The sequence below is a fragment of the Bacillus sp. 103mf genome, from assembly GCF_900116295.1.
Lineage (GTDB): Bacteria > Bacillota > Bacilli > Bacillales > Bacillaceae_G > Bacillus_A > Bacillus_A bruguierae.
In genome coordinates, this window is sequence record NZ_FPAF01000025.1 from 1 (window position 1) to 23,255 (window position 23,255).

26 protein-coding genes and 2 pseudogenes are annotated in these 23,255 nt (G+C 33.1%); 12 read left to right on the forward strand and 16 right to left on the reverse strand.

The window, feature by feature from the left end:
• Window positions 1-525: 525 nt before the first annotated feature.
• From BM350_RS27155 to BM350_RS24720, 6 genes and pseudogenes are all read left to right on the forward strand, one after another.
• Window positions 526-699 (forward strand): hypothetical protein, encoded by a 174-nt coding sequence (locus BM350_RS27155; protein WP_170857773.1) that lies wholly within the window; start codon window positions 526-528, stop codon window positions 697-699.
• Between the two features lie 176 nt (window positions 700-875).
• Window positions 876-2,196 (forward strand): annotated as a pseudogene (locus BM350_RS24705) (IS4 family transposase); the annotation flags it as partial.
• Between the two features lie 198 nt (window positions 2,197-2,394).
• On the forward strand, window positions 2,395-3,606 hold the full coding sequence (locus BM350_RS24710) for an IS110 family RNA-guided transposase (protein WP_090920679.1): 1,212 nt from the start codon (window positions 2,395-2,397) through the stop codon (window positions 3,604-3,606).
• Between the two features lie 147 nt (window positions 3,607-3,753).
• Window positions 3,754-3,909: pseudogene (locus BM350_RS26580) on the forward strand (IS4 family transposase); the annotation flags it as partial.
• A gap of 386 nt (window positions 3,910-4,295) precedes the next feature.
• Window positions 4,296-4,622, forward strand: a complete 327-nt coding sequence (locus tag BM350_RS24715) for a hypothetical protein (RefSeq protein WP_090919933.1) — start codon at window positions 4,296-4,298, stop codon at window positions 4,620-4,622.
• A 586-nt stretch (window positions 4,623-5,208) separates the two neighbouring features.
• Entirely contained in the window at window positions 5,209-5,535 is a 327-nt protein-coding gene (locus BM350_RS24720; RefSeq protein WP_090919933.1) for a hypothetical protein, read from the forward strand.
• Between the two features lie 1,670 nt (window positions 5,536-7,205).
• Here BM350_RS24720 and fbpA read toward each other — a convergent pair.
• From fbpA to BM350_RS24770, 8 genes are all read right to left on the reverse strand, one after another.
• Window positions 7,206-7,370, reverse strand: coding sequence for a Fur-regulated basic protein FbpA (gene fbpA / locus BM350_RS24740; RefSeq protein WP_090919922.1), 165 nt, complete (start codon window positions 7,368-7,370; stop codon window positions 7,206-7,208).
• 372 nt (window positions 7,371-7,742) lie between these two features.
• Window positions 7,743-7,955 (reverse strand): hypothetical protein, encoded by a 213-nt coding sequence (locus BM350_RS24745; protein ID WP_090919921.1) that lies wholly within the window; start codon window positions 7,953-7,955, stop codon window positions 7,743-7,745.
• Between the two features lie 4 nt (window positions 7,956-7,959).
• Window positions 7,960-9,267 (reverse strand): replicative DNA helicase, encoded by a 1,308-nt coding sequence (locus BM350_RS24750; protein WP_090919920.1) that lies wholly within the window; start codon window positions 9,265-9,267, stop codon window positions 7,960-7,962.
• Between the two features lie 10 nt (window positions 9,268-9,277).
• A complete protein-coding gene (locus BM350_RS27765; protein WP_244548078.1) occupies window positions 9,278-10,009 on the reverse strand; it encodes a helix-turn-helix domain-containing protein in 732 nt (243 codons plus the stop codon).
• 171 nt (window positions 10,010-10,180) lie between these two features.
• Window positions 10,181-10,357: a hypothetical protein gene (locus tag BM350_RS27160; protein WP_170857774.1), complete on the reverse strand. Its 177-nt coding sequence runs from the start codon at window positions 10,355-10,357 to the stop codon at window positions 10,181-10,183.
• 1 nt (window position 10,358) lies between these two features.
• Window positions 10,359-10,571 (reverse strand): YqaI family protein, encoded by a 213-nt coding sequence (locus BM350_RS24760; protein ID WP_090919919.1) that lies wholly within the window; start codon window positions 10,569-10,571, stop codon window positions 10,359-10,361.
• A 391-nt stretch (window positions 10,572-10,962) separates the two neighbouring features.
• Window positions 10,963-11,694 carry an antA/AntB antirepressor family protein gene (locus BM350_RS24765; RefSeq protein ID WP_090919907.1) on the reverse strand — a complete coding sequence of 244 codons (732 nt, stop codon included), beginning with the start codon at window positions 11,692-11,694 and terminating at the stop codon, window positions 10,963-10,965.
• A 12-nt stretch (window positions 11,695-11,706) separates the two neighbouring features.
• Window positions 11,707-11,964 (reverse strand): helix-turn-helix transcriptional regulator, encoded by a 258-nt coding sequence (locus tag BM350_RS24770; protein WP_090919904.1) that lies wholly within the window; start codon window positions 11,962-11,964, stop codon window positions 11,707-11,709.
• Window positions 11,965-12,143: 179 nt separating this feature from the next.
• Here BM350_RS24770 and BM350_RS24775 point away from each other — a divergent pair, with 179 nt between their 5' ends.
• Window positions 12,144-12,497: a helix-turn-helix domain-containing protein gene (locus tag BM350_RS24775; protein ID WP_090919902.1), complete on the forward strand. Its 354-nt coding sequence runs from the start codon at window positions 12,144-12,146 to the stop codon at window positions 12,495-12,497.
• Window positions 12,498-12,530: 33 nt separating this feature from the next.
• On the opposite strand, the gene BM350_RS27935 is transcribed toward BM350_RS24775, so the two are convergent.
• Together BM350_RS27935 and BM350_RS24780 are read right to left on the reverse strand one after the other, a co-directional pair.
• On the reverse strand, window positions 12,531-12,656 hold the full coding sequence (locus BM350_RS27935; protein WP_280141420.1) for a hypothetical protein: 126 nt from the start codon (window positions 12,654-12,656) through the stop codon (window positions 12,531-12,533).
• A gap of 362 nt (window positions 12,657-13,018) precedes the next feature.
• The gene (locus BM350_RS24780) at window positions 13,019-13,198 is read right to left on the reverse strand and encodes a hypothetical protein (protein WP_090919900.1); all 180 of its coding nucleotides are present in this window, start codon (window positions 13,196-13,198) and stop codon (window positions 13,019-13,021) included.
• 136 nt (window positions 13,199-13,334) lie between these two features.
• Here BM350_RS24780 and BM350_RS27165 point away from each other — a divergent pair, with 136 nt between their 5' ends.
• Entirely contained in the window at window positions 13,335-13,484 is a 150-nt protein-coding gene (locus tag BM350_RS27165; RefSeq protein WP_170857772.1) for a hypothetical protein, read from the forward strand.
• Window positions 13,485-13,589: 105 nt separating this feature from the next.
• On the opposite strand, the gene BM350_RS24785 is transcribed toward BM350_RS27165, so the two are convergent.
• Window positions 13,590-13,820 carry a hypothetical protein gene (locus BM350_RS24785; RefSeq protein WP_090919897.1) on the reverse strand — a complete coding sequence of 77 codons (231 nt, stop codon included), beginning with the start codon at window positions 13,818-13,820 and terminating at the stop codon, window positions 13,590-13,592.
• Between the two features lie 740 nt (window positions 13,821-14,560).
• Between BM350_RS24785 and BM350_RS24790 the strand changes: the two genes are divergently transcribed.
• Window positions 14,561-15,145, forward strand: coding sequence for a sigma-70 family RNA polymerase sigma factor (locus BM350_RS24790; protein ID WP_090919895.1), 585 nt, complete (start codon window positions 14,561-14,563; stop codon window positions 15,143-15,145).
• Between the two features lie 13 nt (window positions 15,146-15,158).
• Window positions 15,159-15,389, forward strand: a complete 231-nt coding sequence (locus BM350_RS24795) for a hypothetical protein (protein WP_090919893.1) — start codon at window positions 15,159-15,161, stop codon at window positions 15,387-15,389.
• Window positions 15,390-15,983: 594 nt separating this feature from the next.
• Here the strand turns inward: BM350_RS24795 and BM350_RS24805 are convergent.
• From BM350_RS24805 to BM350_RS24815, 3 genes are read right to left on the reverse strand one after another with little or no spacing between them, the layout of a single operon-like run.
• On the reverse strand, window positions 15,984-16,805 hold the full coding sequence (locus BM350_RS24805) for a GH25 family lysozyme (RefSeq protein ID WP_090919934.1): 822 nt from the start codon (window positions 16,803-16,805) through the stop codon (window positions 15,984-15,986).
• Window positions 16,805-17,005: a hypothetical protein gene (locus BM350_RS24810; RefSeq protein ID WP_090919887.1), complete on the reverse strand. Its 201-nt coding sequence runs from the start codon at window positions 17,003-17,005 to the stop codon at window positions 16,805-16,807. Before BM350_RS24810 ends, BM350_RS24805 begins: the two co-directional genes overlap by 1 nt.
• Before the next feature lie 8 nt (window positions 17,006-17,013).
• A complete protein-coding gene (locus tag BM350_RS24815) occupies window positions 17,014-17,256 on the reverse strand; it encodes a hemolysin XhlA family protein (protein ID WP_090919882.1) in 243 nt (80 codons plus the stop codon).
• Between the two features lie 552 nt (window positions 17,257-17,808).
• Between BM350_RS24815 and BM350_RS24820 the strand changes: the two genes are divergently transcribed.
• Window positions 17,809-18,681, forward strand: coding sequence for a hypothetical protein (locus BM350_RS24820; protein ID WP_090919879.1), 873 nt, complete (start codon window positions 17,809-17,811; stop codon window positions 18,679-18,681).
• A gap of 499 nt (window positions 18,682-19,180) precedes the next feature.
• Here BM350_RS24820 and BM350_RS24825 read toward each other — a convergent pair whose 3' ends face one another.
• Both BM350_RS24825 and BM350_RS24830 read right to left on the reverse strand, forming a co-directional pair.
• Window positions 19,181-21,406, reverse strand: coding sequence for a glycoside hydrolase domain-containing protein (locus BM350_RS24825; protein WP_090919876.1), 2,226 nt, complete (start codon window positions 21,404-21,406; stop codon window positions 19,181-19,183).
• A gap of 479 nt (window positions 21,407-21,885) precedes the next feature.
• A complete protein-coding gene (locus BM350_RS24830) occupies window positions 21,886-22,668 on the reverse strand; it encodes a hypothetical protein (protein WP_244548079.1) in 783 nt (260 codons plus the stop codon).
• Between the two features lie 156 nt (window positions 22,669-22,824).
• On the opposite strand from BM350_RS24830, the gene BM350_RS24835 reads away from it, so the two are divergent.
• Window positions 22,825-23,255: IS6 family transposase (locus BM350_RS24835; RefSeq protein WP_139232934.1), on the forward strand; the 431-nt coding region annotated here is incomplete at its 3' end.

Sequence of the window (23,255 nt, forward strand, 5' to 3'; positions counted from 1 at the left end):
CAAAACTTTTAAGTTATGAACATGGTTTTGTTAGAATTATATTTATTCCAGAATCTTGCGAGTGGAAGGGTTATCGCCAGCATTTTGGAAAAAAACACGCTAAGCAGTTTTGAAATAAAAGTAAGTAGTTTTAATAACGTTAAAAACATGTAAGATTTTATGCGAAAAATTGGGAGACATAGGGAACTATGGGGAGGCTGGAAGGCGCGACACAATAGAAATGTATAAAAAATTGCATAGATTGATAGCAAGAAAAAAAAGGTGGATTCCTTGTGAGAGTAAGAGGAAGCCTTTGTCCTAGCTACCAATAATGAGACGTTATGTTAACTTCACATGAATATATTATTCAAAAGAAAATTTTGGAATCAATGAAATATGTACCTTTCATATATAGTAAAATTTGTATAGAAGGAAAGAGGGGGGATTACATGAGGGGAACTGTTCAAAAGTATAATTGGCTTGAAAGAAGTTTAAAGAAATGACAGGTATTGATTTACCTTAAACTAGTAAAGGGGTATGGTTTATATGGACATGCAGAAACGGAGAATATTAGTAGCAGGAATCGTTTTAGCAGTAGTGTTAGGGATAGGTTATTTTTCTACAGACGTATTACAGACTTTCTCAATCGTATGTTGTGCAGTAGCGATTGTGTTAGGAGTTATAAGTAGTATACAAATGAAACGGCAAAACAAAAAGTAAAGATTTAAAAATTTTATGATACCCCAAAATTTCTCGTTTTGGGGTATTTGTTTTTCTTAGCTTGATGGCGATGTGGCGGTACCCCATCGCTATCAAGCTAAGAAAATAAAATTCCCCCTAAAATGAAAAAATACGCTATTCTTTCTGTAGAACCATAGGAAAGGATGGCGTTTTTTATGTCTATTTCTGTATCCAATGAATTACAGCTATTCGCTCAAGAGATTCAAAGATTTTTATCCCCAAATATCTTACGAGATCTTGCTAAAGATGTTGGTTTTGTGCAACGAACCAGTAAGTACCAAGCAAAAGATTTAGTCGCTTTATGTGTATGGATGAGCCAAAATGTCGCCACAACTTCTTTAACTCAGTTATCTAGCTGTTTAGAAGCGTCAACAGAAGTGCTCATCAGTCCTGAGGGACTGAATCAACGATTTAATAAAGCAGCCGTCCAATTTTTACAACACATATTAGCGGAACTATTAAACCGAAAATTGGCTTCATCTATACCGATTTCCTCTACATATACTTCTGTTTTCAAGCGTATTCGTATTTTAGATTCAACTGCATTTCAACTTCCAAATTCCTTTTCATCTGTTTATCCAGGTGCAGGAGGCTGCAGCCATACAGCGGGATTAAAGATTCAGCTTGAGTATGATTTATTAAGTGGACAATTCCTTCATATTCATACAGGTTCAGGTAAACAACATGATCGAACCTACGGTTCCTTGTGCGTTCCAACTGTAACAGCGAATGATTTATGTATCCGAGATTTAGGTTATTTTCATTTGAAAGATCTTCAACATATACAAGATAAAAAGGCTTACTATATTTCCCGTATCAAATCGAATACATGTATTTACCAAAAAAATCCTAACCCGGATTATTTTCAAGATGGCAGAATCAAGAAAAGTACTGAGTATATTCAGATAGATATGGAGGTTTTAATGAATTCTCTTCACCAAGGACAAACATGTGAAATATCCAACGCTTATGTAGGAATGAAGGATAAAATACAAACTCGTGTGATTTTTCATCGTCTAACAAAAGAACAACAACAAAAACGATTACAAGATCAAGCTGTAAGAGAAAAAAAGAAAGGAATGAAGTATTCTTGCTCGTAGCAAACGACTCAGTGGTATCAATGTATACATGACAAACACTCCTATAGATATTGTCTCGATGGAACAAGTGCATGACTGGTATTCTTTGCGTTGGCAAATCGAAATTTTATTTAAAACGTGGAAGTCATTCTTTCAAATTCATCATTGTAAAAAGATAAAACCAGAACGATTGGAGTGCCATTTATATGGTCAATTAATTGCTATTCTACTTTGTTCTTCCATCATGTTTCAAATGCGTCAATTACTCCTCATGAAGAAAAAACAGGAGCTTAGTGAATATAAAGCAATATATATGATTAAAGACTATTTTCTCCTTTTGTTTCAAACTATCCAAAATATACTAAGATTAGTAGTGCAGACCAAGGCATTGGTTCGCACTACTATTTTTTTATATAGTAGAAGTGAAGAGAAGGTCGTGGGTGTCTTGGGATCCTGAATCCGTATACAAAACTGATCTTCTTCACTTACCTTATTTGAATCAGTTTTTAGTATGTTGGTCTTCGAGATCGTGTATAAGAAATGAGAATCGATAAGTGTCAGTTGAAGACTTCAATTCCACCTAAGGAGGAACTTTATGAAACACGTAATTGCGTTTGATATCAGTATGGGTAAAAGTTATATGGTAATTTATAATGCACAGAAACAATGTGTATTTGAAAGTGAAATCAAGCATTCTAAACCTGAATTCAAAAAGCTACAAGAAAAGATTCATGAGCTTACAGATAAGACCGGTGAATCGCCTGAAATCGTATTCGAAGCAACAGGTATCTATTCCAGGCAGCTAGAACGATTTATGCAAGATAATCAGTATACATATTGTTTATTAAACCCATTAGAAGCCAAGCTACAATGTGATTCCTTACGGATTCATAAGACCGATCGAAGCGACGCACACCGATTAGCTCTCACTCATTTTACAGCTACCCGAAGGGTATTTACCGGAACTGATAATTTATTCTACCAGCTAAAATCTCTTTCTAGATTATATAGTGAACTGGATAGTGAATTATCGATAATTCGTAGTCGTATGCATAAAGTAATCCAATTAACATTTCCTGAGTTGGAAAGAATGTTTACCAGTAAATCTGATTTGTTTTTAAATTTTGTTCAACTATTCCCCCACCCAGATTGTATTTTAGGTCTTTCAAAAACCATTATAAAAAATCGTATTCGTGCCAACACCAATAAAAAAATATCAAATATTACAGCGGAGAAAAAAGCGATTCAAATACTTGAAATAGCGAAAACTTCCTATCCTGCTGTTTCTCAGAACGATGTTCTATGTGATCAACTCAAATTATACGCAAGACGCTATCAAGAGCTTCTTCACCAAAAAGAATGCTGTATTAACAAGATGGTATATATAGCGGAGCAACGTGCAGAATACGATATCATTCTCAGTCTTCCTGGGATTGGACCGAATACTGCAGTACGCTTGATGGCTGAAATAGGAGATATTACTCGCTTTAACAATAACAAGCAACTCAATGCATTTGCTGGTATTGATATACGCCGTTTTCAATCAGGTAAAACCTTTTTTAAAGATAAGATCAATAAACGTGGAAATAAACATTTGCGGAAGCTCCTTTTCCTCATCATCCAGAACATGATTAAACAACGACGTTACGGACAAAATCACATTGTTGAGTATTACGATAAATTAAAAACGCAACCCTATAACAAATGTCATAAAGTTGCGTCCATTGCATGTGTAAACAAGTTCTTGAAACTCCTCTTTCACCTTATTACATATGATATACACTATGATTATCGGTTAACGGCCTAATATCATAGTTTCATTCATCATATCATATCTCACCCCTAGTAAAAAAACGAGTATATATTAGGGATATTTGGTATGCATGATAACAAGTATTTGTTCATTCTGATATTTACTCCAGTAAAAACCTAAAAATACAGGTTGACTAATCGTAAGAAAGACACCCAAGAGCTATCAAAGGTGCTACTTCGCCTGTTCAACCTCCTACACCAAAACGGGCGAAAATCTCATAGGTATAAAAAGAAAACAGTCTTTGATATATTAGGTGTCGTTTACAATTGTACCATGTCAGACAAGCAAGCGGCTTAATTCAAAAAAAAATGAAACCCGTTAGGGTTTATTTCGTATGTAAATCTTTGAATTTCCTACACCTACTCTTTAGAAAAAATAACAACATCTACTATAATTGACGCTATATGATCTTAGCTTGATAGCGATGGGGCGGGACCCCAAAAAGTTCTTTTTATAGGATGTAGGGAAAGCCTTCTCCACGACCCGTTTTTGTATCTGAACATCTTTTTATTCTTTTTTTAAAAATTTTTTCTTATATGTTTTAGTTATTCTACTTTCGTTTCACTTAATAAAGTAAGGAGCGAGTTTACTGGAAAAGCTGATTAAATAAATATTTCTCTAAGTTATACCAATAAATTAAGCTCTATTAACAAAAAATAAAAAATTGAAGGAGGAATTTTATTATGCCAGGAGTTGATGAAGGGATTGGAAAACCGAATCTTAGAACGTCTGTATGGACTGATTCAAACAAATATGGTCCTGGGGCGACAACAGTTGATATCACGTTGAGTGATGCATATGGTGACGTAAACTGGTCATATACAGCGGCTTTAGAACGATATGCAAATGGCTCATGGACAGCAACGGATCTTACGAGTGGTAGTTTTTACAATAATGTAAGCAAGTCATTCAATATCACGGACAATCTCCCTGGGTTGTACCGTGTACGTGTGTACTTATCTCCAGGGTCATATCAAAATATTACGTATTCATTTAATATTTACCGATAAAAGTGCAAGGGAGGCGTTGAAATATTCGAAGATATCAAGGATTACTTGAGCAAAATGCCTTCCTCCAAATGTACTATCTACATTACCTCCAGAGGAGCTTGACAAGCATCTTTTTCAAATGAAAGAAAACTTATCAGAATATCATCTCCAGGAGATTACACCTTTCTTCATTGTAAGGGATATATGATGAAGAGGGAGTAGCGTAGTAGGTAAGTTTTAAAAATTTTGATTCGTTAATTAGCTAAAAAGGAACTCTGAAGAGTTCCTTTTTACAGGGAGTGAAGAAAAATTTTTTCACTCCTTGTTTTTGTATGTGAACACCTTTTTTAAGAGTAGTATCAGTATTTCCAAATTTAAGAGATTACTTATAAAAATTTTAGAGTTTTGCAACAGAATCCCTATTTACCTTAAACTGTTCTTTTTTAAAATTTTTTTTATATTTTTTTAGTTATTCTACTCTCGTTTCACTTAATAAAGTAAGGGGCGAGTTTACTGGAAAAGCTGATTAAATAAATATTTCTCTAAGTTATACCAATAAATTAAGCGCCATTAATAAAAAATAAAAAATTGAAGGAGGAATTTTATTATGCCAGGAGTTGATGAAGGGATTGGAAAACCGAATCTTAGAACGTCTGTATGGACTGATTCAAACAAATATGGTCCTGGGGCGACAACAGTTGATATCACGTTGAGTGATGCATATGGTGACGTAAACTGGTCATATACAGCGGCTTTAGAACGATATGCAAATGGCTCATGGACAGCAACGGATCTTACGAGTGGTAGTTTTTACAACAATGTAAGCAAGTCATTCAATATCACGGACAATCTCCCTGGGTTATACCGTGTACGTGTGTACTTATCTCCAGGGTCATATCAAAATATTACGTATTCATTTAATATTTACCGATAAAAGTGCAAAGGAGGCGTTGAAATGTTCGAAGATATCAAGGATTATTTGAGCAAAATGCCTTCCTCCAAAGGAGCTTGACAAGCATCTTTTTCAAATGAAAGAAAACTTATCAGAATATCATCTCCAGGAGATTACACCTTTCTTCATTGTAAGGGATATGTGATGAAGAGGGAGTAGCGTAGTAGGTAAGTTTTAAAAAGTAAGGAGAATCCTCGTTTTTTAGTAAACGAGGATTTAGCTCTTTTGAGGATGACTATTAGGGGTCACCATACATGTCCATCAACTTAAGAATTTTATAACACCCCAAAACAAAAAAATTGTACATTTTCACATAAAGATGTACAGTTTTTTTGTTTTTTGGGATTTCTCAACTGTAACAATACTGTTTCTTTCTTAAGGATGTAACCTGAAGTCTTTATGGTTAATTATTTACAATAAAATTATTGTTTACACTCTGTCTGTATCAATTTATAATTTGTATGGCTTATGTCATCTAATATAAAAGTATAAAGAAAAACGAGGGGAATAAACGTGCACAAAAACAGAAAGATCGAAAAATCCCTGATATCTTCCCAGAACCGTTATGCATTTTTACACTTAAAAATTGTTAGTAAACTAGAGTCAAGTATATTACTACGGTGTATTATGGGAGGGTATTTGTTTGTTTCTTCAATATCTATATTTGATTTTGAAGGACGATTTCATACTCTGCCATTACTTACAATGATTCTAATAGCATTATTTTCTTTTAGTCTGATAAGAATAGATATTAGAGGTGGAAAAATTAACGTATTAGATAGTGTAATTATCGTAACTACAACTCTTTTTATAATTTTACGATTGATTAGAGACATACCTCAAATAGATACTCTTTCATTACTTTATGCGACTTTAATAGCGTTACTTTTTTTTCGTGTGCTTAGAGGTAAAAAAAGTAACGTATTAGATAGCGTAATTATCGTAACTACAACTCTTTTTATAATTGTTCAATTGATTAGAGACATACCTCAATCGAATTCTGTGCATCACATATTATCAATGTTATTCTGATTATAATTGAATTTTGATTCCGTCAGCTTCTATAGCTAATTGATTAAGTGTAGCCAAAGAGATATACGGATATAACTCTTTGGCAAATAAAGATAACTCTTGTTTTTGGTGCATATTCATAAAAAAGCACATTACTATTCTCATTAACATCAGAGAATAGTAATGTGCTTTTAACTTCAAAAATAGTCTAAATGCTTAAGTTGATGGGAGCCCATGCCCCTTAGCTTAAGAGATTTTAATACCCTCAAGTACCAAAAAACGTTATCCTTTCTAAATAAGCTAGATTAGAAAGGATGACGTTTTTTGATGAATCTCTCAATTCAAGATGAACTACAACCATTTGCAGGGTTCTGGTGCGAAAACTTGCAATTATCTTGAAGTTTTCGCACCAGAACCCCATTTCTTCTCTTCATTCTTTTAATTGGTAATTCTTCAATTCTTTCATTCTTGTCTTCAATTCATGCAACTTGTGTTTTATATTCTGCTTCTCACTATTCAATCCGTTTAGATAGTACTCCAACTTATGAATCTCGCTCTCTACTGCTTTGATTTCACTCTGCACTTGCACCACAGTTTCTTTTCTGATTACTTACCTCCTTTAGATCCTGCTAACAACAAAGTCACTTCGTAAACTCCATGTTCGATTGGTTGCAGTTTTCTTCATCCCCTTTCAGTAGATTCCATAACTCCCGCTCACTCATTTCATAAAGCTGCCGCCCTGTATCTTCTTCCTTGTAAATCCCTTTATGTAGTAAAACATCGATGAATATTTGTTTTCTATCCATTGTTCCTCCTAATGCTTGCCTTTCACATAGTCCGCCTTTACATCTCACAGTAACATAATTTCTTTCGACCCAAGTTCATTGCCTAGCAAATCCAACTTACTGATATAAACTGTGCTAAAGTCTATCACACACGTTATAGCGATATGCTCCCCTGTCTGCTTATGTGTTCAGAAACTGCGTAATTGCATTATTTCTTTCATTGTCATTGCTTGTCCTCCTTAACTCGCTTTCTTCTATTTTTTCCTTACAGGCTTCCTTGCTGCGCTGCAAGAACCTCCCTGCTGTGCTTCATGCTGTATAGTCGGAAGTTCCGAATATATTAGCAAACGAAAGTTGACTTTGCATACTCGCACACCTCCATATTCATCATCCTTATGCCGCCGCTCTAATACCGCGCTGTTTCATGTACTCATTTAGATACTCGTTCATTTTGTTTCGGAAACGCGGTTCATAGTAATAATCCAACTTGCTCACATCATCCGTAAAAGTTAGCGCTTTCTTCTCAAAAACTAGGAATTCAATAAGCATCCAAGCACTGACTACATTTTCCTTCTTCGCTTCTGTATACATTTCTAAAAGCGTCATAACGTCACATCCCTTTATCAAGGTATAGATTGGTTTTTTTAACGAACTGAAACGGCAATGTCCCAACAAATCCATTTCGGTTCTTCGCTATAATCAACTCCACATCGTGGATTTCCTGTACTTCTCTTTGCTCACGATCAAAGTAAGCTGGTCTATGCGGGAAGATAATCACGTCTGCGATTTCTTCAATACTTCCAGATTCTCGAATATCTGCCATTGTCGGTGCTTTGTCCTGCTTCCCTTCCACACTACGATTAAGCTGTGCTACAAGAATAATCGGGACGTTGAACTCTTTCTGCATGTCTTTTAGGTATTTCATGATGTATGTAAACTTAAGATGGTTGCTATCAAAAGATTTATCAATATCAATGTGTCCTAAGTGATCTATCGCAAATAGGTGCTTTTTATTTGGATTATCTTTCACAATCTTTCGTATCACTGCACGTATTTCATTAATATCTTTTTCCGAACGAACATTGATTGAAAACTCCGCTAGTTTTCCGCAAGCCTTGTGGTATTTCTCCCAGTATTCCTGCCTTCCGCTAAAGAATTTATTTGGATTACTCATCGCTGCTACGGGAATCTTTCCTTCTGATGCAATCCAGCGGTCGATAATCTTTTCCTCGCTCATCTCACATGAGAAGAATGTCCCCATGTAGTCTTTGCTTGCCCTTGCTCCGCGTCGCATCGCTTCTAATACGAAGGCTGTCTTGCCCACAGATGGCCGTGCCGCCACGACAATTAAATCTGATGGTTGCCATCCATCCAAAGCTTTATTCAAGCTAGTAAAACCTGTTGGCGTTCCACTCAAGCCTTGTTCTGGCATAGCGCTATGCTGTAGTATTCTTTGTTGTAATTTCTCTTTAAATGAAGGCTGCGGCTTTATAGTGGTAACTTGTACATTATTAATCTTTGAAATTAGTTCGTTTAACTGCTGTGAGCTGTGTGCATACTTCGTTTTATCAATAAAGGTTTCTACCTCTTGTAATGCTTCATCAATTGCCACAAACTCAATCATTTTTTGTTGAATAAAGTTGAAGTTATGACCACGTACTCCCAATCCATATACGTTGCTCAGTGTATTGATCCCGCCAAACGTTGCCAGCCTGTTCTCGCCAATTTGTGAGAGTGCCATCATGTCAGTTGGCTTTTCTTCATTTCGCAATTCCTTCATGACTTTAAAGAGATTTCGATTATGTGCATTTAAAAAATGCTTTTGTTTTAATCTCGTTTCATCTACTAAACTGTTATCACGTATCATCATTCCGAGACTGTAGCATTCGTTTTCATAATGAATCTGGTACTTGTCCATCTGTTACACCTCAATCAAGTAAATTGTCTATAGAGAAGTTAGTTGCTACTCTGGGTTCATTTTGTACTGGTGGCTTGGGTTGTTCTACATATTCGAGGTAGCATTCGTTATTAAAGAAGGTAGAAGCGTGTTTTACAAACTTTGTTTCTGTTCCGTTTCTTTTGATGTAATCCCCATAACCTTTTACACCAAAAAGAATTATTTCAAATGAATGTTTCTTATTAGCTGCTTTAAAAGACTTATATCCTTGTTTTTTATCAATCCTCTTAGGGTATATCTTCCATAGTTGTTCAAATTCATCTGAATAACTTTCGCTCACGTTTTTACGTAGACTTTTCTTTTGCGCAGAATTAGTATTATTAGTACTTGGTATATTAGTGCTTAGTAGCAGTTCATTTTCTACTGGTAGGTTTTCCATGGGTAGAATTTCTACTTGTGGTTTTTCAACTTGTGGTACTTCATAAATAATCGTTTCCCATTTATGAATTTTTCCGTCTTCTCCTTTTATTGGGAACCGTTTAACATAACCACATTCTTTTAGTTCCTTCATGCCCGCCTTCAAACTTGCAATTCCATCTTTAGAATGTTTCGCAATTTCTTCCATATAGAAAACCCAATCATCCGGAAGAGAAAGAATATATACCAAAATCCCTTTAGCTTTCCAAGTTAAGCGTTCATCCCGAAGACCTGTATTATTAATTGTTGTGTAGTTTTTATTTTTACTAACTCTGAATGCTACCATTAATCCACCTTCCTCATAACGCACATGTAACTAAATTCATCACATTGACCTGCATACACCGAAGTTCTCTTCTTACTCAATCCGTTAATTTTTTGGTTCACATTTTTATACTGTTTACCATGTTTATATATCTTTTGGATTGGGGTAACATGTCCGTACACCGCATTCTCCCTAAAATGGTGCTACTTCTACTTGTTTACTTGCTTCATAGACTTCCATGAGTGCTTGTAAACCGTGTTCATAAGCGACTAGCGATGCTGCTGTATATTTATCTGGATTTTTCCTCTCACGTTCGATGATGTTTATCAAAATTTGAATTTCAGCTTGGATTTTGTTTTGTAATGACATCTCATTCTCCCGCCTTTCTAATCGTGTAGCCAAGAACATTTGTTAAATACTCAATTGCATTTTCTTTTAAGACGACACTTCCATTTGGAGCTACAAGAATTTCATCACCACAAAAAACTTTAATCCCACATTCATCTTCAACTGGTATTGGCTCATACTCTTGCGGGTCTTTAATTCCGTAACCGTTGTGCATAATCATGGCATTTTCTAACATCCTTCTTTTCCTCCTTTTATTGGGAAAACAAGCATGATACAATAGATGTATCAAAAAAATGAGTTTTATTCTCCAAAGCGTCCTGCGGCATCGGGACGCTTTTCTCGTTTTATTGATGCTGTACGCATCGTAATAATCGAGAACTTTGTGTTACAGCATGGGGATACAACATACATCAGAGCGTCAATATGTCGTTCGAGATCATTACGACAGGTACAGAGCCCGTCTATTTTTGTAGGATTTCCCGCCTTTTTTTCAAATACGTTCAACGGAAGAAGGTGTTCCTATAAATATCAATTTCTATTGATATTTATAGGTGCTAGATCTTCACTCACCAAAAATGGGGAGTGAAGTGATTTGTTCTGCTATATAGTCACGTTATGTAGTTTTCTTATGCTATCTCATTCTCCTTATTCAGAAGCTTATCTGCTACTCTAACTGCATCTTCTAATTGGTTTGTAAGCGCTAAGTACCGAGGAACTGTCAGCTGTTTTAAACCATGCTTTTCTTTGTAATTATTTACTTTTGTTTTCAAATTCGTTCTGTATGCTTTGTTAAATGTACTTCTGAACATTTTCCAAGCTTTATTGAAGTTAATGCCTTCGCTCCAAGCAAAACGCTGAATCATTTTGTTTAATCGTTGCTGTAAATCACCATCTGTATCGATTGTGTCTAAGCTATTAATACGGTGCTGCACAATTGTTACTTGTTGTTCAAGTTGAATTATTTTTTGTTCCTGTAATACCATTTGATTAATAGCGATTTGTAAAGCTTGTAATGGTGAATTTGCTTGTTGCTGATAAGAACGTTTTTCTACTTCGATGAAATATTTGCGAATTGCTTTTCCTATTTTGTTATTTTCAATCATTGCAAGCTCTTTACCAGCATCTAAAGTGAATATGTATTCCTTTAAAGGTCTACCACCAGTGCTTACGGAAAAATGTGTCCAAAAGTCTTCATTGTCAGCGAAACCATAACCTTCAATTCTTCTTTCGATCCATTTAGGAAATGGAGTTGATACTAAAAGTTGCTCATACAATTCTCTAGCATTTACGAACTTTTCTCCTACCTCATTTTGATAAATTGGAAGCATTTCATTAGCAACGACTTTTAATTGATTCATTTTCTTCTCTCCTTATATAGTATCCCTAAGGGAAACATTATGATTAAAAAAAATTTGGTGTTCATTAAATAATTCTGACACATCTTCATTCAAAGCTTTTGCAATTTTAGCTGCCGTTCCATAATAAATATTTTTTTTATATTTATGAACATTTATGATTTTATAGCAATAACTCTTTGATATGCCAACAATCTCGGCTAATTTTTCGTATGTGAAATCAGAGTTATCAAAAGCTATTTTTAACTTTGTTTTTTTATTGTTATTTAGCACTTCATCACTCCCTTCTCATGTCTATATACTTATTATAAGTTTCCCATAAGGAAACTTCAAGTGTTTTTTTTTATAAAAAATTTCCTAGAGGTTAACTTTTTAGGGGTTTGCGTTTCCTACTAGGAAACAATATAATAAAAGTAACTTACGTAAATACGTAAAAAGAGGAGGGTTCAAAAATGGAATTAAATGAGCGTGTGAAATTATTAAGAACTGAACGTAAACTTACTCAAGAACAATTTGCTACAGCTATAGGAATAACTAAGGCTAGTGTTTCTAAATTTGAAAAAGGAATGAAAGCACCCGGTCGTGAAACTTTAGAGAAAATAGCTGATTATTTTAATGTAACTACAGACTATTTATTAGGCAGATCAGAAGACCCAGAACTTACTACAGAAGAAGATAAAATAGTAAGTGAAGAAGGAAAAAATATAATGGCAATAATCGAGAGTCTTCAAGAAGAAGAACGGAAAAAAGCTTGGGAACAATTAGAAATGTACGTGAATTATATGCAAATGAAAAAGAATAATTAAAAAAGAAGACTATTATAGAAGAAGTCTTCTTTTTTACGTATTTTGTTTATCTTTATAGGATTCATCTAGGCATATTTTTAAAATATCAGCTGCTTTTGTAATGCCATTCACTTGCAAGCCTAACTTAACTGCTGCTTTTGCTAACTGTTGCTTTGTCATCAACATATGCCCCCTCAAGCCAATAATAAAACTTTTCATTTTCTAGGTAAAAAGTACTTAATTAGATGGTTGGTTACTTTCCACTCCATAGAAAGTAAGAATGAGACTATCAATTAAAATAGTCTCATTTTATATATTTATAAAAAATCAGCCCTCGATCTAACCAAAATCGACTTGTATGTGTTGCATCGGTGCTGATACCTTCTGAGATTGTTTTTATTTTGTAACTGGAACAAAAGCAAAAATTCTTGCTACAACTACTGTTAAAGCAACTTTTAACAATATTTGATTTCGAATATTTAACTATCTTCCATATGTATATTTTACCATAAATAGAACAATTGTTCTATAAAAAATTAAATTTAACACTCTATCTGAAAGGATTTTTTCCTCAAACGCGTGCAGAGCGATAGCCCAATGCTAGATGGAAGATGAAAAATTGCTTTTGTCGTGAAATTAAGAAGTCCCTTCACCTTATGACACTTGTCATATACCCATGTTTGTACAGCAAATACTGCTGTATCCATCTTTGGTTCTACCATTAGAAATTCCCTCCTTTTTTCCAACCAATTAATCTTAATTTAATAATGTGATTGAAAGTAGAATAACTAAAAAATAGAAAAAAATTTTTAATATAGTATAATGAATTTAACTTCAATATCTGAGGAGGGAAGTGTGTTGTCCCAAAAAATATCTAATGATAAGAACCTACTAGATAAATTAAATCCAAACCAACGAAAAGAACTTGAAAAATTGAAACAAGAAGCCTTAAATGAACCACCAAGTTTCTTTGAATACATAGAAGTGAAAATAGAAGAAAAAAAGTAGAGAATTCTCTTTTTCTATTCATTTGATCACAATTCAAACATACTAGCTTCTGCTCCTATTATTAAATAATAAGGTTAATAGACGTATTTATATCACGCTGTCGATTCAAAAAGACATACGATTGATTTCATTTAGGAAAGGCACGAAATCATCAGGCTGCAAGGCATCTTTTTCAAAAAAGCTTTGTGGTCTTTTTCTATTTAGAAACTTCATTTGATCATAGCAAATCAGACTCCAATATCCTATCCGACCTATTACACCCAATTTAAAATTTCGTATCATTGTATCTTTCATAGTAAATGGGATACATTTTTCTGCCCATGCTTTTATCTCCATACAAAACTTACATCCATCATTATTATATGAAATAATTTATTTTTCTATATATTCCCTTAATTATGCAACCAAAGGAAGCTTACATCTTTACATCAGTCTATAAAATAACAACTATTTACTTGGGGAATTATTAGAATACTTCATCTCATGCTCCTCTAAAAAGTATTCCTTCATACACCTAAGTTTCCTAGCTTTTTCTTGAAATAAATTTATTCTAAATCCCCTGGTTTACTCTAAAATATCTTTCATTTTAAAGAAAAAAGTGGTAAAATAAGTATAGAACAAATGTTCGTTTACAAAAAATTTATCTATTAATTATCCAAATGCTCTGCTACATAAAAGGTTCATGAATAATTTATTTTAATTAGAAGTCTGATAAGAAAAATAGACAAGCTTATTGTTTCTTATCATAAGAAACCCAAAATAATAATTTAGAAGAGAGTCTTTGTAATGAATAGCTATATACATGGAAATAGCTATCATATAAAAAATCACTCTCTTTTTAACTTTTATATATCCTTATATAAAAATTAAAATTATTTTATATAAAGCTACTTTTATATTCATATAATTCCTTAGCAAATTAAAATAAATAGACTGTTTTTTTATTTTCCATCCCTTTTTACTTCTTTTATTAATAAGATATAAATTTTAAAATACAGCTAAATTTATATCATTATTTATAATTAGATATTTTTTATACCTTCATTTATATTTTTAAAGATTGGGAGGTTGTTTTTTTGAATAGTAAGGAATTAGCATTGTTCTACAGTAAATACCAAAAAAAATTAGAAGAACCTATTGTACAACAGTTTCTCAAAGATCCTAAGAATCACTCATTATTTATAAAAGCAATAGAAGAGCCAACAAGCAAAAACAAACAATTACTAGATGAAGCGTTTAAACTCCATTTTAAAAAAGTTAAAATGCTAAGCTATATTAGTAAATTAATTTATTTTTATTCAATAGATTTTGATAAAAAAGTTACCCTTAATAAGAATAGGAATTTGTTAACTTTAGATAAGACAATTACTAGCGATGAAAATAATAATACAACCATGTTAGAAGTAATGAACAATGATTTAACAGATAGAACTTGTAAACAATTCGAAGAAAATCAAATTCATTTAAAAGAACATATTACAGATGAATTGCTATACAAAGCTTTAGATTTATTAACAGAAAAGCAGTTACATATACTAAATTTATATTATGTTCACGAATATAATAATAAACAAATCTCGAGAATTTTATCAGAATCGGAACAAACAATTTCTTATAATCATAAAAAAGCCTTAGAAAAACTTAAATCACAATTAATATGAGGTGAAAAAATAAATGTTAGAACTAAAAGACTCAAATGTAACTAACTATAATTATGAAGACATTTTACAATCTTTCAATCTTAAAATCCGTAAATGTTTACAAAATACCCCATATCAAGAAAGAGAAGATTTAGAACAAGAGATTCACATGAAAATATTTGAAAAACTTAATGTTATTAATAATTTAGAAGTTCCTGGTTTTTTTGATTTTTTAAATGTAAATGGCTTAAAACGACAAAATTGAACCGTGTCGATAAGCTATTGCATAATGAATTTATGAAAGATTAATAATCTTCGTTTTTTCATCAAACTAAAAAAGTTCTAATTTAATAACCTGAACTTCCTAAAAAACACTTCTTGATAATGAACTGTACCCTATAAAATGGACAGTTTAATAAAAAGACCATAAAAAATCAAACACTTAAGAGATGGTTTCGGTATTCTACTAAAGCCATCTTTTTTAGTGTCCACTGGTAACCATCAAATTTTGTGATTTAAACATAAAAAAAGAAAACATTTATGAAATCCTGGCAATAATGTTAGCTAACAAACATTAGGAGGGTTCATAAATGATTTTTGTATCACTAGATTTGCCAGATTTTAAAGTTCTTAAACAAGAAGATTTCCCCAATTTTTATGGTTCATCACCAAAAGACGGGATGAGATGTACACTCTGCTCCGAGTGGACGCTTTCCGCGGGCAAGAGCAAGCCTCCGCCTGCGGGGTCTCACTCTCCGTTCCGTATATGAAAAATGATTCATTTTCACAAAATCAACCACATGTTGCAGTGATGAACCTAAAAAAGTAGTATCGTATGAGGTAGTATAAATATAGGTAGTTAAATTCTCTCAACCCACATACCATATGACGGAAAAGTATCTTTCAACTTTGCAAATGTTTCATCACACCACGCTTTGGAGTTGAAATCACCAATGATGATACGCTGATTACCATCATCAAGCGATTGTGTCCATATCCCGTAGTCTGGGAAAATATCTTTGATTGTTTGATATACTTCTTCTATCCATTCAACTGAATTGAAGTCTCCTATAAAGATACGATAAAGTTCCTGATCATTCGTGAACCATTCGATCGTTTTATCCCCATTTAAAACATTTAGATCTACTTTTCCTATTCCATCAAGCCATCCTCCTGTTTCACCATCTGCATATTGCCATAAATCACACTCATATTCAGGCTTATTTCCCCCATATCTTGGAATCCATAAGAAGTCAGCTTTTATATTTTGCAATCCATAAGATCCATACATATGATGCGATACATATAAGCCAACTTTCCAACCAGCATCCCGACAAGTATTGATAAATAACTGTGTTGCTTCTGCTAGGTAAGTACTTCCACAACTTGCTAGAGTGTCATCTTCAACATCTAGTACAAGAAATTGTGCATTTGGATTTACACGCGCTAAGAAGTCTTTCGCTTCCACAAGAGCATCTGCAATGCTTACATAGCACCCGTAAGCATAAGCAGCATGGGGGATTCTATGTTTTTCCAAATTTTGAATATGTTCATTATACAGTGTATCTATTTTTTTTGATCCATATTGTACACGACAGATTGCTAAATCCAATTGCGGTGCAGCTATATCCCAATCGATATTATCATTGTATTTTGATAAGTCTACGATATGTTTAGTCATCATTCAGCATTTCCTTTCTTTTCATGATCTGTCCAAATACCAAGTGCGATACCGACCGACAATAAATAAGGCGCCAATTCGTCTAAGAAACTTTTTGCCGCCGGAACTCCTAATTTAGTAAATAGAAATCCAATTAATGAGAAAGTTGCAACCCACATTTGCCAGTTACGAAGACGTTTTTGGATATTCTCTTTATTCATATTTCCACCTACTTTCCTGCAACTTTAAATAAAGCCATAATAGCCCCTGTAATGATTGCACCCACTACAGTTGTTCCAATCCAAAAAACTAATTTATCTAACCTATCTATACGTAAATGCGCATTTTTAGCAAATTGTTGGGCTTCAATTGCAACTTCTTTTACGTTTCCTAATGTATCAAGTTTTGTTTCTACCCTCGTTAATCCAACTAATAGCTCTTTAAAATCATCTTGCTTAATTTGTTCATTCATTGATTCATCCCTCCCTTACAATAAAAAGAGAAACAATACAACTTATTTTCTTACAACTGATGCATTTTTATATAAAATTCGTGTTCCTCAGACCTGGGATTTACTGCCGACCTCCTTCAGATTTCACGTCACCACGGACACCCTTTCCTTAAGCTAATCGCTACTACTGACTTCACGATTCGAGACTTGAACCCTAGAGAATATGCGTATGCTGGGCGTACAAAAAGAGCGTCTTCCAAAAGGAAGACGCTTGTTGATTAAAAGTTTCCATAAACATTTGGATTACTTGAATAACCAACTTCAATATCAATATCGCACCAAAGGTAACTGTCATATACACAGTTACCGCCTTTTTTATAACCATTTGTACAGAGATAATAAAGTTGTTTTAAAAACGCCGATCATGTTATTCAGCAATTGGTCCAGATTATGGAGTAACTTTATTAATTGTTTCGTTAAGATTGTGAAGAAGTGCACTTAAGCCAACGTGACAGTTTAGTTGAATAAAAAATGTTATAATATTATTAAAATTCAAGAAATGTAGGGTGAAAAATGAAGAGTATGAAAAGATTGATTCAAGTCATCTTAGTAAGTACATCAATCCTAATTCTTAGTGGATGTTATTTTCCTAAAGATAAACTGAATCAACCAATACAAGAATATTTAAAAACAAACTATGGAATACAAGGTGAGTTTTCCGTTATTCGGACAGATAATAATTTTAATGGGATTGGCCATCAAACTTATGTAGAAATTAAAAAACCATATCGAACTTATCTATTCCTAATGATTGAAAAAGATACTTTTAAAATATTAGAAGATGAAAGTGACGATATCTATTTTGAACAATTCAAGGGCGCATATATTGAGCAACATCCAGAAGTAGTTCAAGTAATGAAACAGATCATAAAAAAATATGGGTTAGTAAAATATCCTGATAAAGCAGACCCAGAAGAAAATGGTCCTATTCGTATATTTCCTTATGACAACATTGAGTTTAATATAAATAATTCTCAAGAGCTACTTAATGATTTTAAAAAGACTCAAAAAATTGATACTACTGGACTATTACCTACATTAATACCAAGTGATCCCAAAAGTGAGAAATATAATAGCAGGCATGAAGGTGTGGTGAATTTTCTATTTAGATTCGATATGAATAAAAATAAACATCCTATTCCAAAGGCAAAAGATCTAATTGAGGACTTCCAAAAAAGTGGGGTATTAACAAAGGGGATATACAACATAGATATGTTTGTAGATGATTCAAATCCAGATCATTTTGTTGGATGGGAATATAATAACGTGGCTTTGTTTGAAGTCGATGAAAATGGTAAATATACCGTAATTGCTACTCCTAATTATGATGATATACGTGACACTTATTTTTATGGTGATTACGCAGCTAAAAAAAATATAAAATAGAACTTTAGTTTCAATTACTTAATTGGAGTTAACTAAAAATACACCTGGTTCTATCCCTATTAGGGTTTCTTTACCCATCCCCCTAAAAGGTGATAAGACAAAAAATACCAATTAATAAACAATCAATGTAACAAAAAGGTAGAAGATTTATATTGTGACAAATTATTTTTGAGACAGTATTTAGTTACATATAAATTCAATACAATCTAGTTTAGAATTTAAAAAGAAATATTGTAACAAAAACGAACGTTTATGTTACAGTTTGGTCTCTTCACTAAAATAATTGAGATTTATTTGCATATGGTCCCCCAAAAAGCGTTTTGGTTGCCGTACCCCAACCAGGGATAAAAAGTAAAGTTCAGTTTATAATTTTTTTGCAATCTGTACACTTTACTGTTAAATATTCACAAAAAACCAGATATATTATGCAAAATACGCACAATATACCTGGTTTTTACTATTTTTCTATAAGGGTATAGTGACCTTATTAGAAATACTTCTATTTTAAATTTACTTCTTTAAAGCGAGATGGAAGATGATAATATTCTATACGATCGAATCGACCCTTAGTGTCTTCAATCGTTTTGTTATATTTGTCATAAACATGGACTGTTCCTAAGTCATCTCCAAACCTACTTATAATATCTTGGTCAATACGATGATTAATTATAAGATCATCATATTTTTTTAGTTTATCATTAACAAGTTTTTTGATTACTTTTGCTTGATATACAACATCAAGATAATTGATACTAGAACTAAAACCTGGCGCATTAAATGTCACTGCGTTTGATTCAACCCAAGGTAAATTTTCATCAATTATGTCACTTTGTACAAATTGTGCTAAGTACCCCCCAAGTGAATGACCTGTAATATACAAGTGACTCATCCATTTACGCTCAGTCTCTATTAATTTTTCAACAAACTTAGTAGCTTCATCAACTTGGTAACTTCCAGCGTTTAACCCTACTTGTAAGAAATCTACTATAAAGTCATTCCACTGCTGTGAACCTCTAAATGCAACTGTATAAGCAGATTCTTCTTTGGAAATTTCTTTTCTATACACATATACATCAAAAGAATTTATTGATTTATTTGTATGTTTTTTGTATAATAACCAATTTCCTGGACTCGTAGATTCCCCCTCTATTAGTGAATCATTATACGTACTCCTTGCCATTTCAAGAAGTTGAAGTGTAAGGGATAACTGGTCCTTTTCTATTTTAGAAACACCGTTATCTCGATTTGATTTCATATTATTATCTATTTCAATAAGACCACTACCTGATCCAACTTTAATTGTTGAAATTTGATCAAAAGCCCAGTTTTTTGGTAGCGGATATCCTAAATTCCCACTAAATCCTGTGGACATTCCACTAACAAAACTTGTCTTCGCATAACCTTTCTCTGAAACTTGAATACATACGTTTCGAGCCCCATAAACACCTACTTTATAAGATCCACCAAGTTGAACCATTTTCTCATTTAAGGCTTTGAAATGGGGAAGAATATTATCCGTAATATCTGTCCCATATGCATCGAAATCAACTGCAAAATAAATAGTAGTACCATCTTGGAATCCATATTCTTTCGCTGCATCATATGCTGCTTTTGCATCTAATCGACCTTGTTCTGCACTAAAACTTGAAGCCTGTCTACCATTAGCTTGGTAAATGGGAAATACAGATAATCCAGCATCAAAAATGTTTTTCAATTCACCTGGTTGTATTTTTTTATTGATACCACCTGCAACATTAACAAGATAACGTCCTACAGTTTCATAACCAGCAGCCTTTAAAGCTTTACCTCTCTCTAAAGTGACTTCTGTTATACAATCACATGCTTTTCCTTTCCGATCTGGATCCCCCGTACTAACTAGTGCTGATAACCAAGTTGACTTATTCGCAACACCATCTTGAGGAAGTAGTGTGAACTCTTGGAATTTCTTAACTGCACTTTCTATGCTCGCATTATATGTTGTTGAAAACGAACCAGAATCATAACCATTAAAATATAAAGCATATTGAAATAATGTAACAAATCTACCCGAACTACCTACTTTTAGAATTGGTAATCCATTCTTTGTCGCAGGACCAATCGAGCCAGTTTGAGAATCTGCAGCAATTCCCATTTCTGTTTGTAAACCGTAAACTAAGGCTTTATTTGTACCTCGTTGGTAATGACCATCTGTTGGTTGAACACCAGAAGTTTTGTAATATTTATTATTTAAATCTTGTTGAATTTGTCGTACGTATTCATCTCCACCTGGAGTAAGACTATAAGCATCCATTGTTAAGAAAGCCTTAAAAATATAGTCATACACCTTACCATCAGCTACTGGAAGACCAGCATCTTTTTGTAAACTTACAACTGCATTTTTCGTTTTCTCATCAAAAACATCATCGAATTTCCCCGGATTATATCCTTTACAATACATAGCACCTTTTAAAATTTTAACAATCGCTTTTCCTTTTTCATCAGTAGGAACATTTCCTAAAGACATTTCACCCCACTGCTTATATTTAGCAGTTGTAGTTGATCCAAATTCATCTGCAAGCGCAGTAATACCCAATTCAACTTGAAGGGCTCTTGTTAAAGCATAAACAGTTGACCAACCTGTTTTACCATTGTAAGGCGCTGGCTGAAAACCTGCGACTTTTCCATATGTGTCATTTACCCACTTTTGTACTGCAAATACTGCTGGATCTCCCATTGGCTCTGCCATTAAAATTCTCTCCCTTTTCTTATTAGTGAAGCTTAATTTAATAATGTAGTTAAAAATAAATATACATATTTCAATAAAAATTTAATTAAATTAAGCTCTTACTCTATTAAGTGAAAGGAAAGTAGAATAAATAAAAAAAATAGAAAAAAAACTTTATAACTACTTCAATAATATAAAATTCAAATTTTTGGTAAAAAATAAATTATTTGAATTGTTATGATCAATGTATTTGTGAGATGTCTATAATGTGTTTACAAAGGTACACCTTTAGATACGTTTTTAGCTTTCATGTATTTAGTGTTACATTTTTTAGGACGGTTCATATGTAAAAAGTAAAACTAAGTTTACATCTTTTTATAATTTGTAAAACACACCGTTAAATATCCAAATAAAAACCCAGTGATATCATGCACACGCACTGATATCACTGGGTTTTATGAGTTTAACATTTTGTGCATTTTGTAAAACTCAATTTCAAGTTAATACATATAAATTTGTTTTTTTCGGTTTAGCTTTCCTTGTAAATTTAAATATTGGAGTTTTTCTTTTGACTTGCCACCTTCTTTTATTTCTGATGCCCAATGGCTTACATCGGAACATATAGCTATATTTTTTGCGCCTTCCTCAAATTTTTGCTCTATTTCCTTAACAAGTGATTCATCATAGATCACAATCGAAGCAGAAGGAATTCGCTTTATATTATCTTTGTCGGCTTGTTCAATATAAGGAGAATAAAGTGAAATACTATGGTATGGAAATCTTTCAGTTGGCATGTTGATTGATTTGATTCGACCATGAAGGCAAATAGGATGACCTGGAGATGTAGAAAGATAATTAAAGGCTTTTCTAAAGTTTTCAGTATCATAGAAAAAATTATCCCACTTTATTTCTTTATTATGAAATTTTAGTACCACGAGATTACGTAATTCTTTATCTTGATCTTCAAGTTGAGTCCGTAATTGCATAATTTTCTGCATTGATGCTAGATAGGAGGAGAGCTTTCCTTTATTTTCATATATTTTTTGTGGATTTCTTTTTGTTTCACCTGCAGGTACTAAAACATTATCACTATAAGATGTGGTATTTTTATTTTTCTGTAAAGCATCTTTAATTACATGTAACCTAAATTCGTATTTCCCATTTTCTAAACTAGTCATTAAATCTTCGGCGCTTCTTGCAATCACTTTAACTTGACCCACAGTATTAAATTGACATGTTTCAACGTGTTTTTCTTTGCCAGATAAGCGAAGATATGCTCTCACTGTTATAGTTTTATCACTATATTTACGTGGGAACTCACCTACAAAACTAAGGGATTTGCGGCAATTTTTATCAATACAATATAGATCTTTTGGTTCTGTTGCAAAGTTTTCTACATGGAGCTACACTCTAGAAAAAAGGATCTAGGAGAATTAGGCATGAGATATTTTAAAGGAAAACAATTCAAGAAAGAGATTATTTTAGTAGCTGTCGGCTACTACTGTCGTTTTTCTTTAAGTTATCGCGATGTCTCTGAATTTCTGAAAGAACGTGGTATTTCAGTTCACCCAACAACCATCATGCGATGGGTTCATGAATATGGCAATCTCATCTATCAAATTTGGAAAGTGAAAAATAAATCTGCACGATTATCTTGGCATTTTGATGAGACTTATATCAAAATTAAGGGAGAGTGGCGTTATCTCTATCGTGCAATTGATAAAGATGGACACACATTGGATATTCAACTTCGTAAAAAACGGGATCATCAGGCTGCCTATAACTTCATGAAAAGATTAGTAAAACATTTTGGAGAACCAACGGTTCTCACTACAGACAAAGCGCCGGCATTACTTTGTGCATTTAACAA

Coding starts and splice junctions, on each gene's coding strand:
- BM350_RS27155 (WP_170857773.1), top strand. CDS start 526: ATGGACATGCAGAAACGGAGAATATTAGTAGCAGGAATCGTTTTAGCA.
- BM350_RS24710 (WP_090920679.1), top strand. CDS start 2,395: ATGAAACACGTAATTGCGTTTGATATCAGTATGGGTAAAAGTTATATG.
- BM350_RS24715 (WP_090919933.1), top strand. CDS start 4,296: ATGCCAGGAGTTGATGAAGGGATTGGAAAACCGAATCTTAGAACGTCT.
- BM350_RS24720 (WP_090919933.1), top strand. CDS start 5,209: ATGCCAGGAGTTGATGAAGGGATTGGAAAACCGAATCTTAGAACGTCT.
- fbpA (WP_090919922.1), bottom strand. CDS start 7,370: ATGGATAGAAAACAAATATTCATCGATGTTTTACTACATAAAGGGATT.
- BM350_RS24745 (WP_090919921.1), bottom strand. CDS start 7,955: ATGACGCTTTTAGAAATGTATACAGAAGCGAAGAAGGAAAATGTAGTC.
- BM350_RS24750 (WP_090919920.1), bottom strand. CDS start 9,267: ATGGACAAGTACCAGATTCATTATGAAAACGAATGCTACAGTCTCGGA.
- BM350_RS27765 (WP_244548078.1), bottom strand. CDS start 10,009: ATGGTAGCATTCAGAGTTAGTAAAAATAAAAACTACACAACAATTAAT.
- BM350_RS27160 (WP_170857774.1), bottom strand. CDS start 10,357: ATGTCATTACAAAACAAAATCCAAGCTGAAATTCAAATTTTGATAAAC.
- BM350_RS24760 (WP_090919919.1), bottom strand. CDS start 10,571: ATGTTAGAAAATGCCATGATTATGCACAACGGTTACGGAATTAAAGAC.
- BM350_RS24765 (WP_090919907.1), bottom strand. CDS start 11,694: ATGAATCAATTAAAAGTCGTTGCTAATGAAATGCTTCCAATTTATCAA.
- BM350_RS24775 (WP_090919902.1), top strand. CDS start 12,144: ATGGAATTAAATGAGCGTGTGAAATTATTAAGAACTGAACGTAAACTT.
- BM350_RS27935 (WP_280141420.1), bottom strand. CDS start 12,656: ATGACAAAGCAACAGTTAGCAAAAGCAGCAGTTAAGTTAGGCTTGCAA.
- BM350_RS24780 (WP_090919900.1), bottom strand. CDS start 13,198: ATGGTAGAACCAAAGATGGATACAGCAGTATTTGCTGTACAAACATGG.
- BM350_RS24785 (WP_090919897.1), bottom strand. CDS start 13,820: ATGGAGATAAAAGCATGGGCAGAAAAATGTATCCCATTTACTATGAAA.
- BM350_RS24795 (WP_090919893.1), top strand. CDS start 15,159: ATGTTAGAACTAAAAGACTCAAATGTAACTAACTATAATTATGAAGAC.
- BM350_RS24805 (WP_090919934.1), bottom strand. CDS start 16,805: ATGACTAAACATATCGTAGACTTATCAAAATACAATGATAATATCGAT.
- BM350_RS24810 (WP_090919887.1), bottom strand. CDS start 17,005: ATGAATAAAGAGAATATCCAAAAACGTCTTCGTAACTGGCAAATGTGG.
- BM350_RS24815 (WP_090919882.1), bottom strand. CDS start 17,256: ATGAATGAACAAATTAAGCAAGATGATTTTAAAGAGCTATTAGTTGGA.
- BM350_RS24820 (WP_090919879.1), top strand. CDS start 17,809: ATGAAGAGTATGAAAAGATTGATTCAAGTCATCTTAGTAAGTACATCA.
- BM350_RS24825 (WP_090919876.1), bottom strand. CDS start 21,406: ATGGCAGAGCCAATGGGAGATCCAGCAGTATTTGCAGTACAAAAGTGG.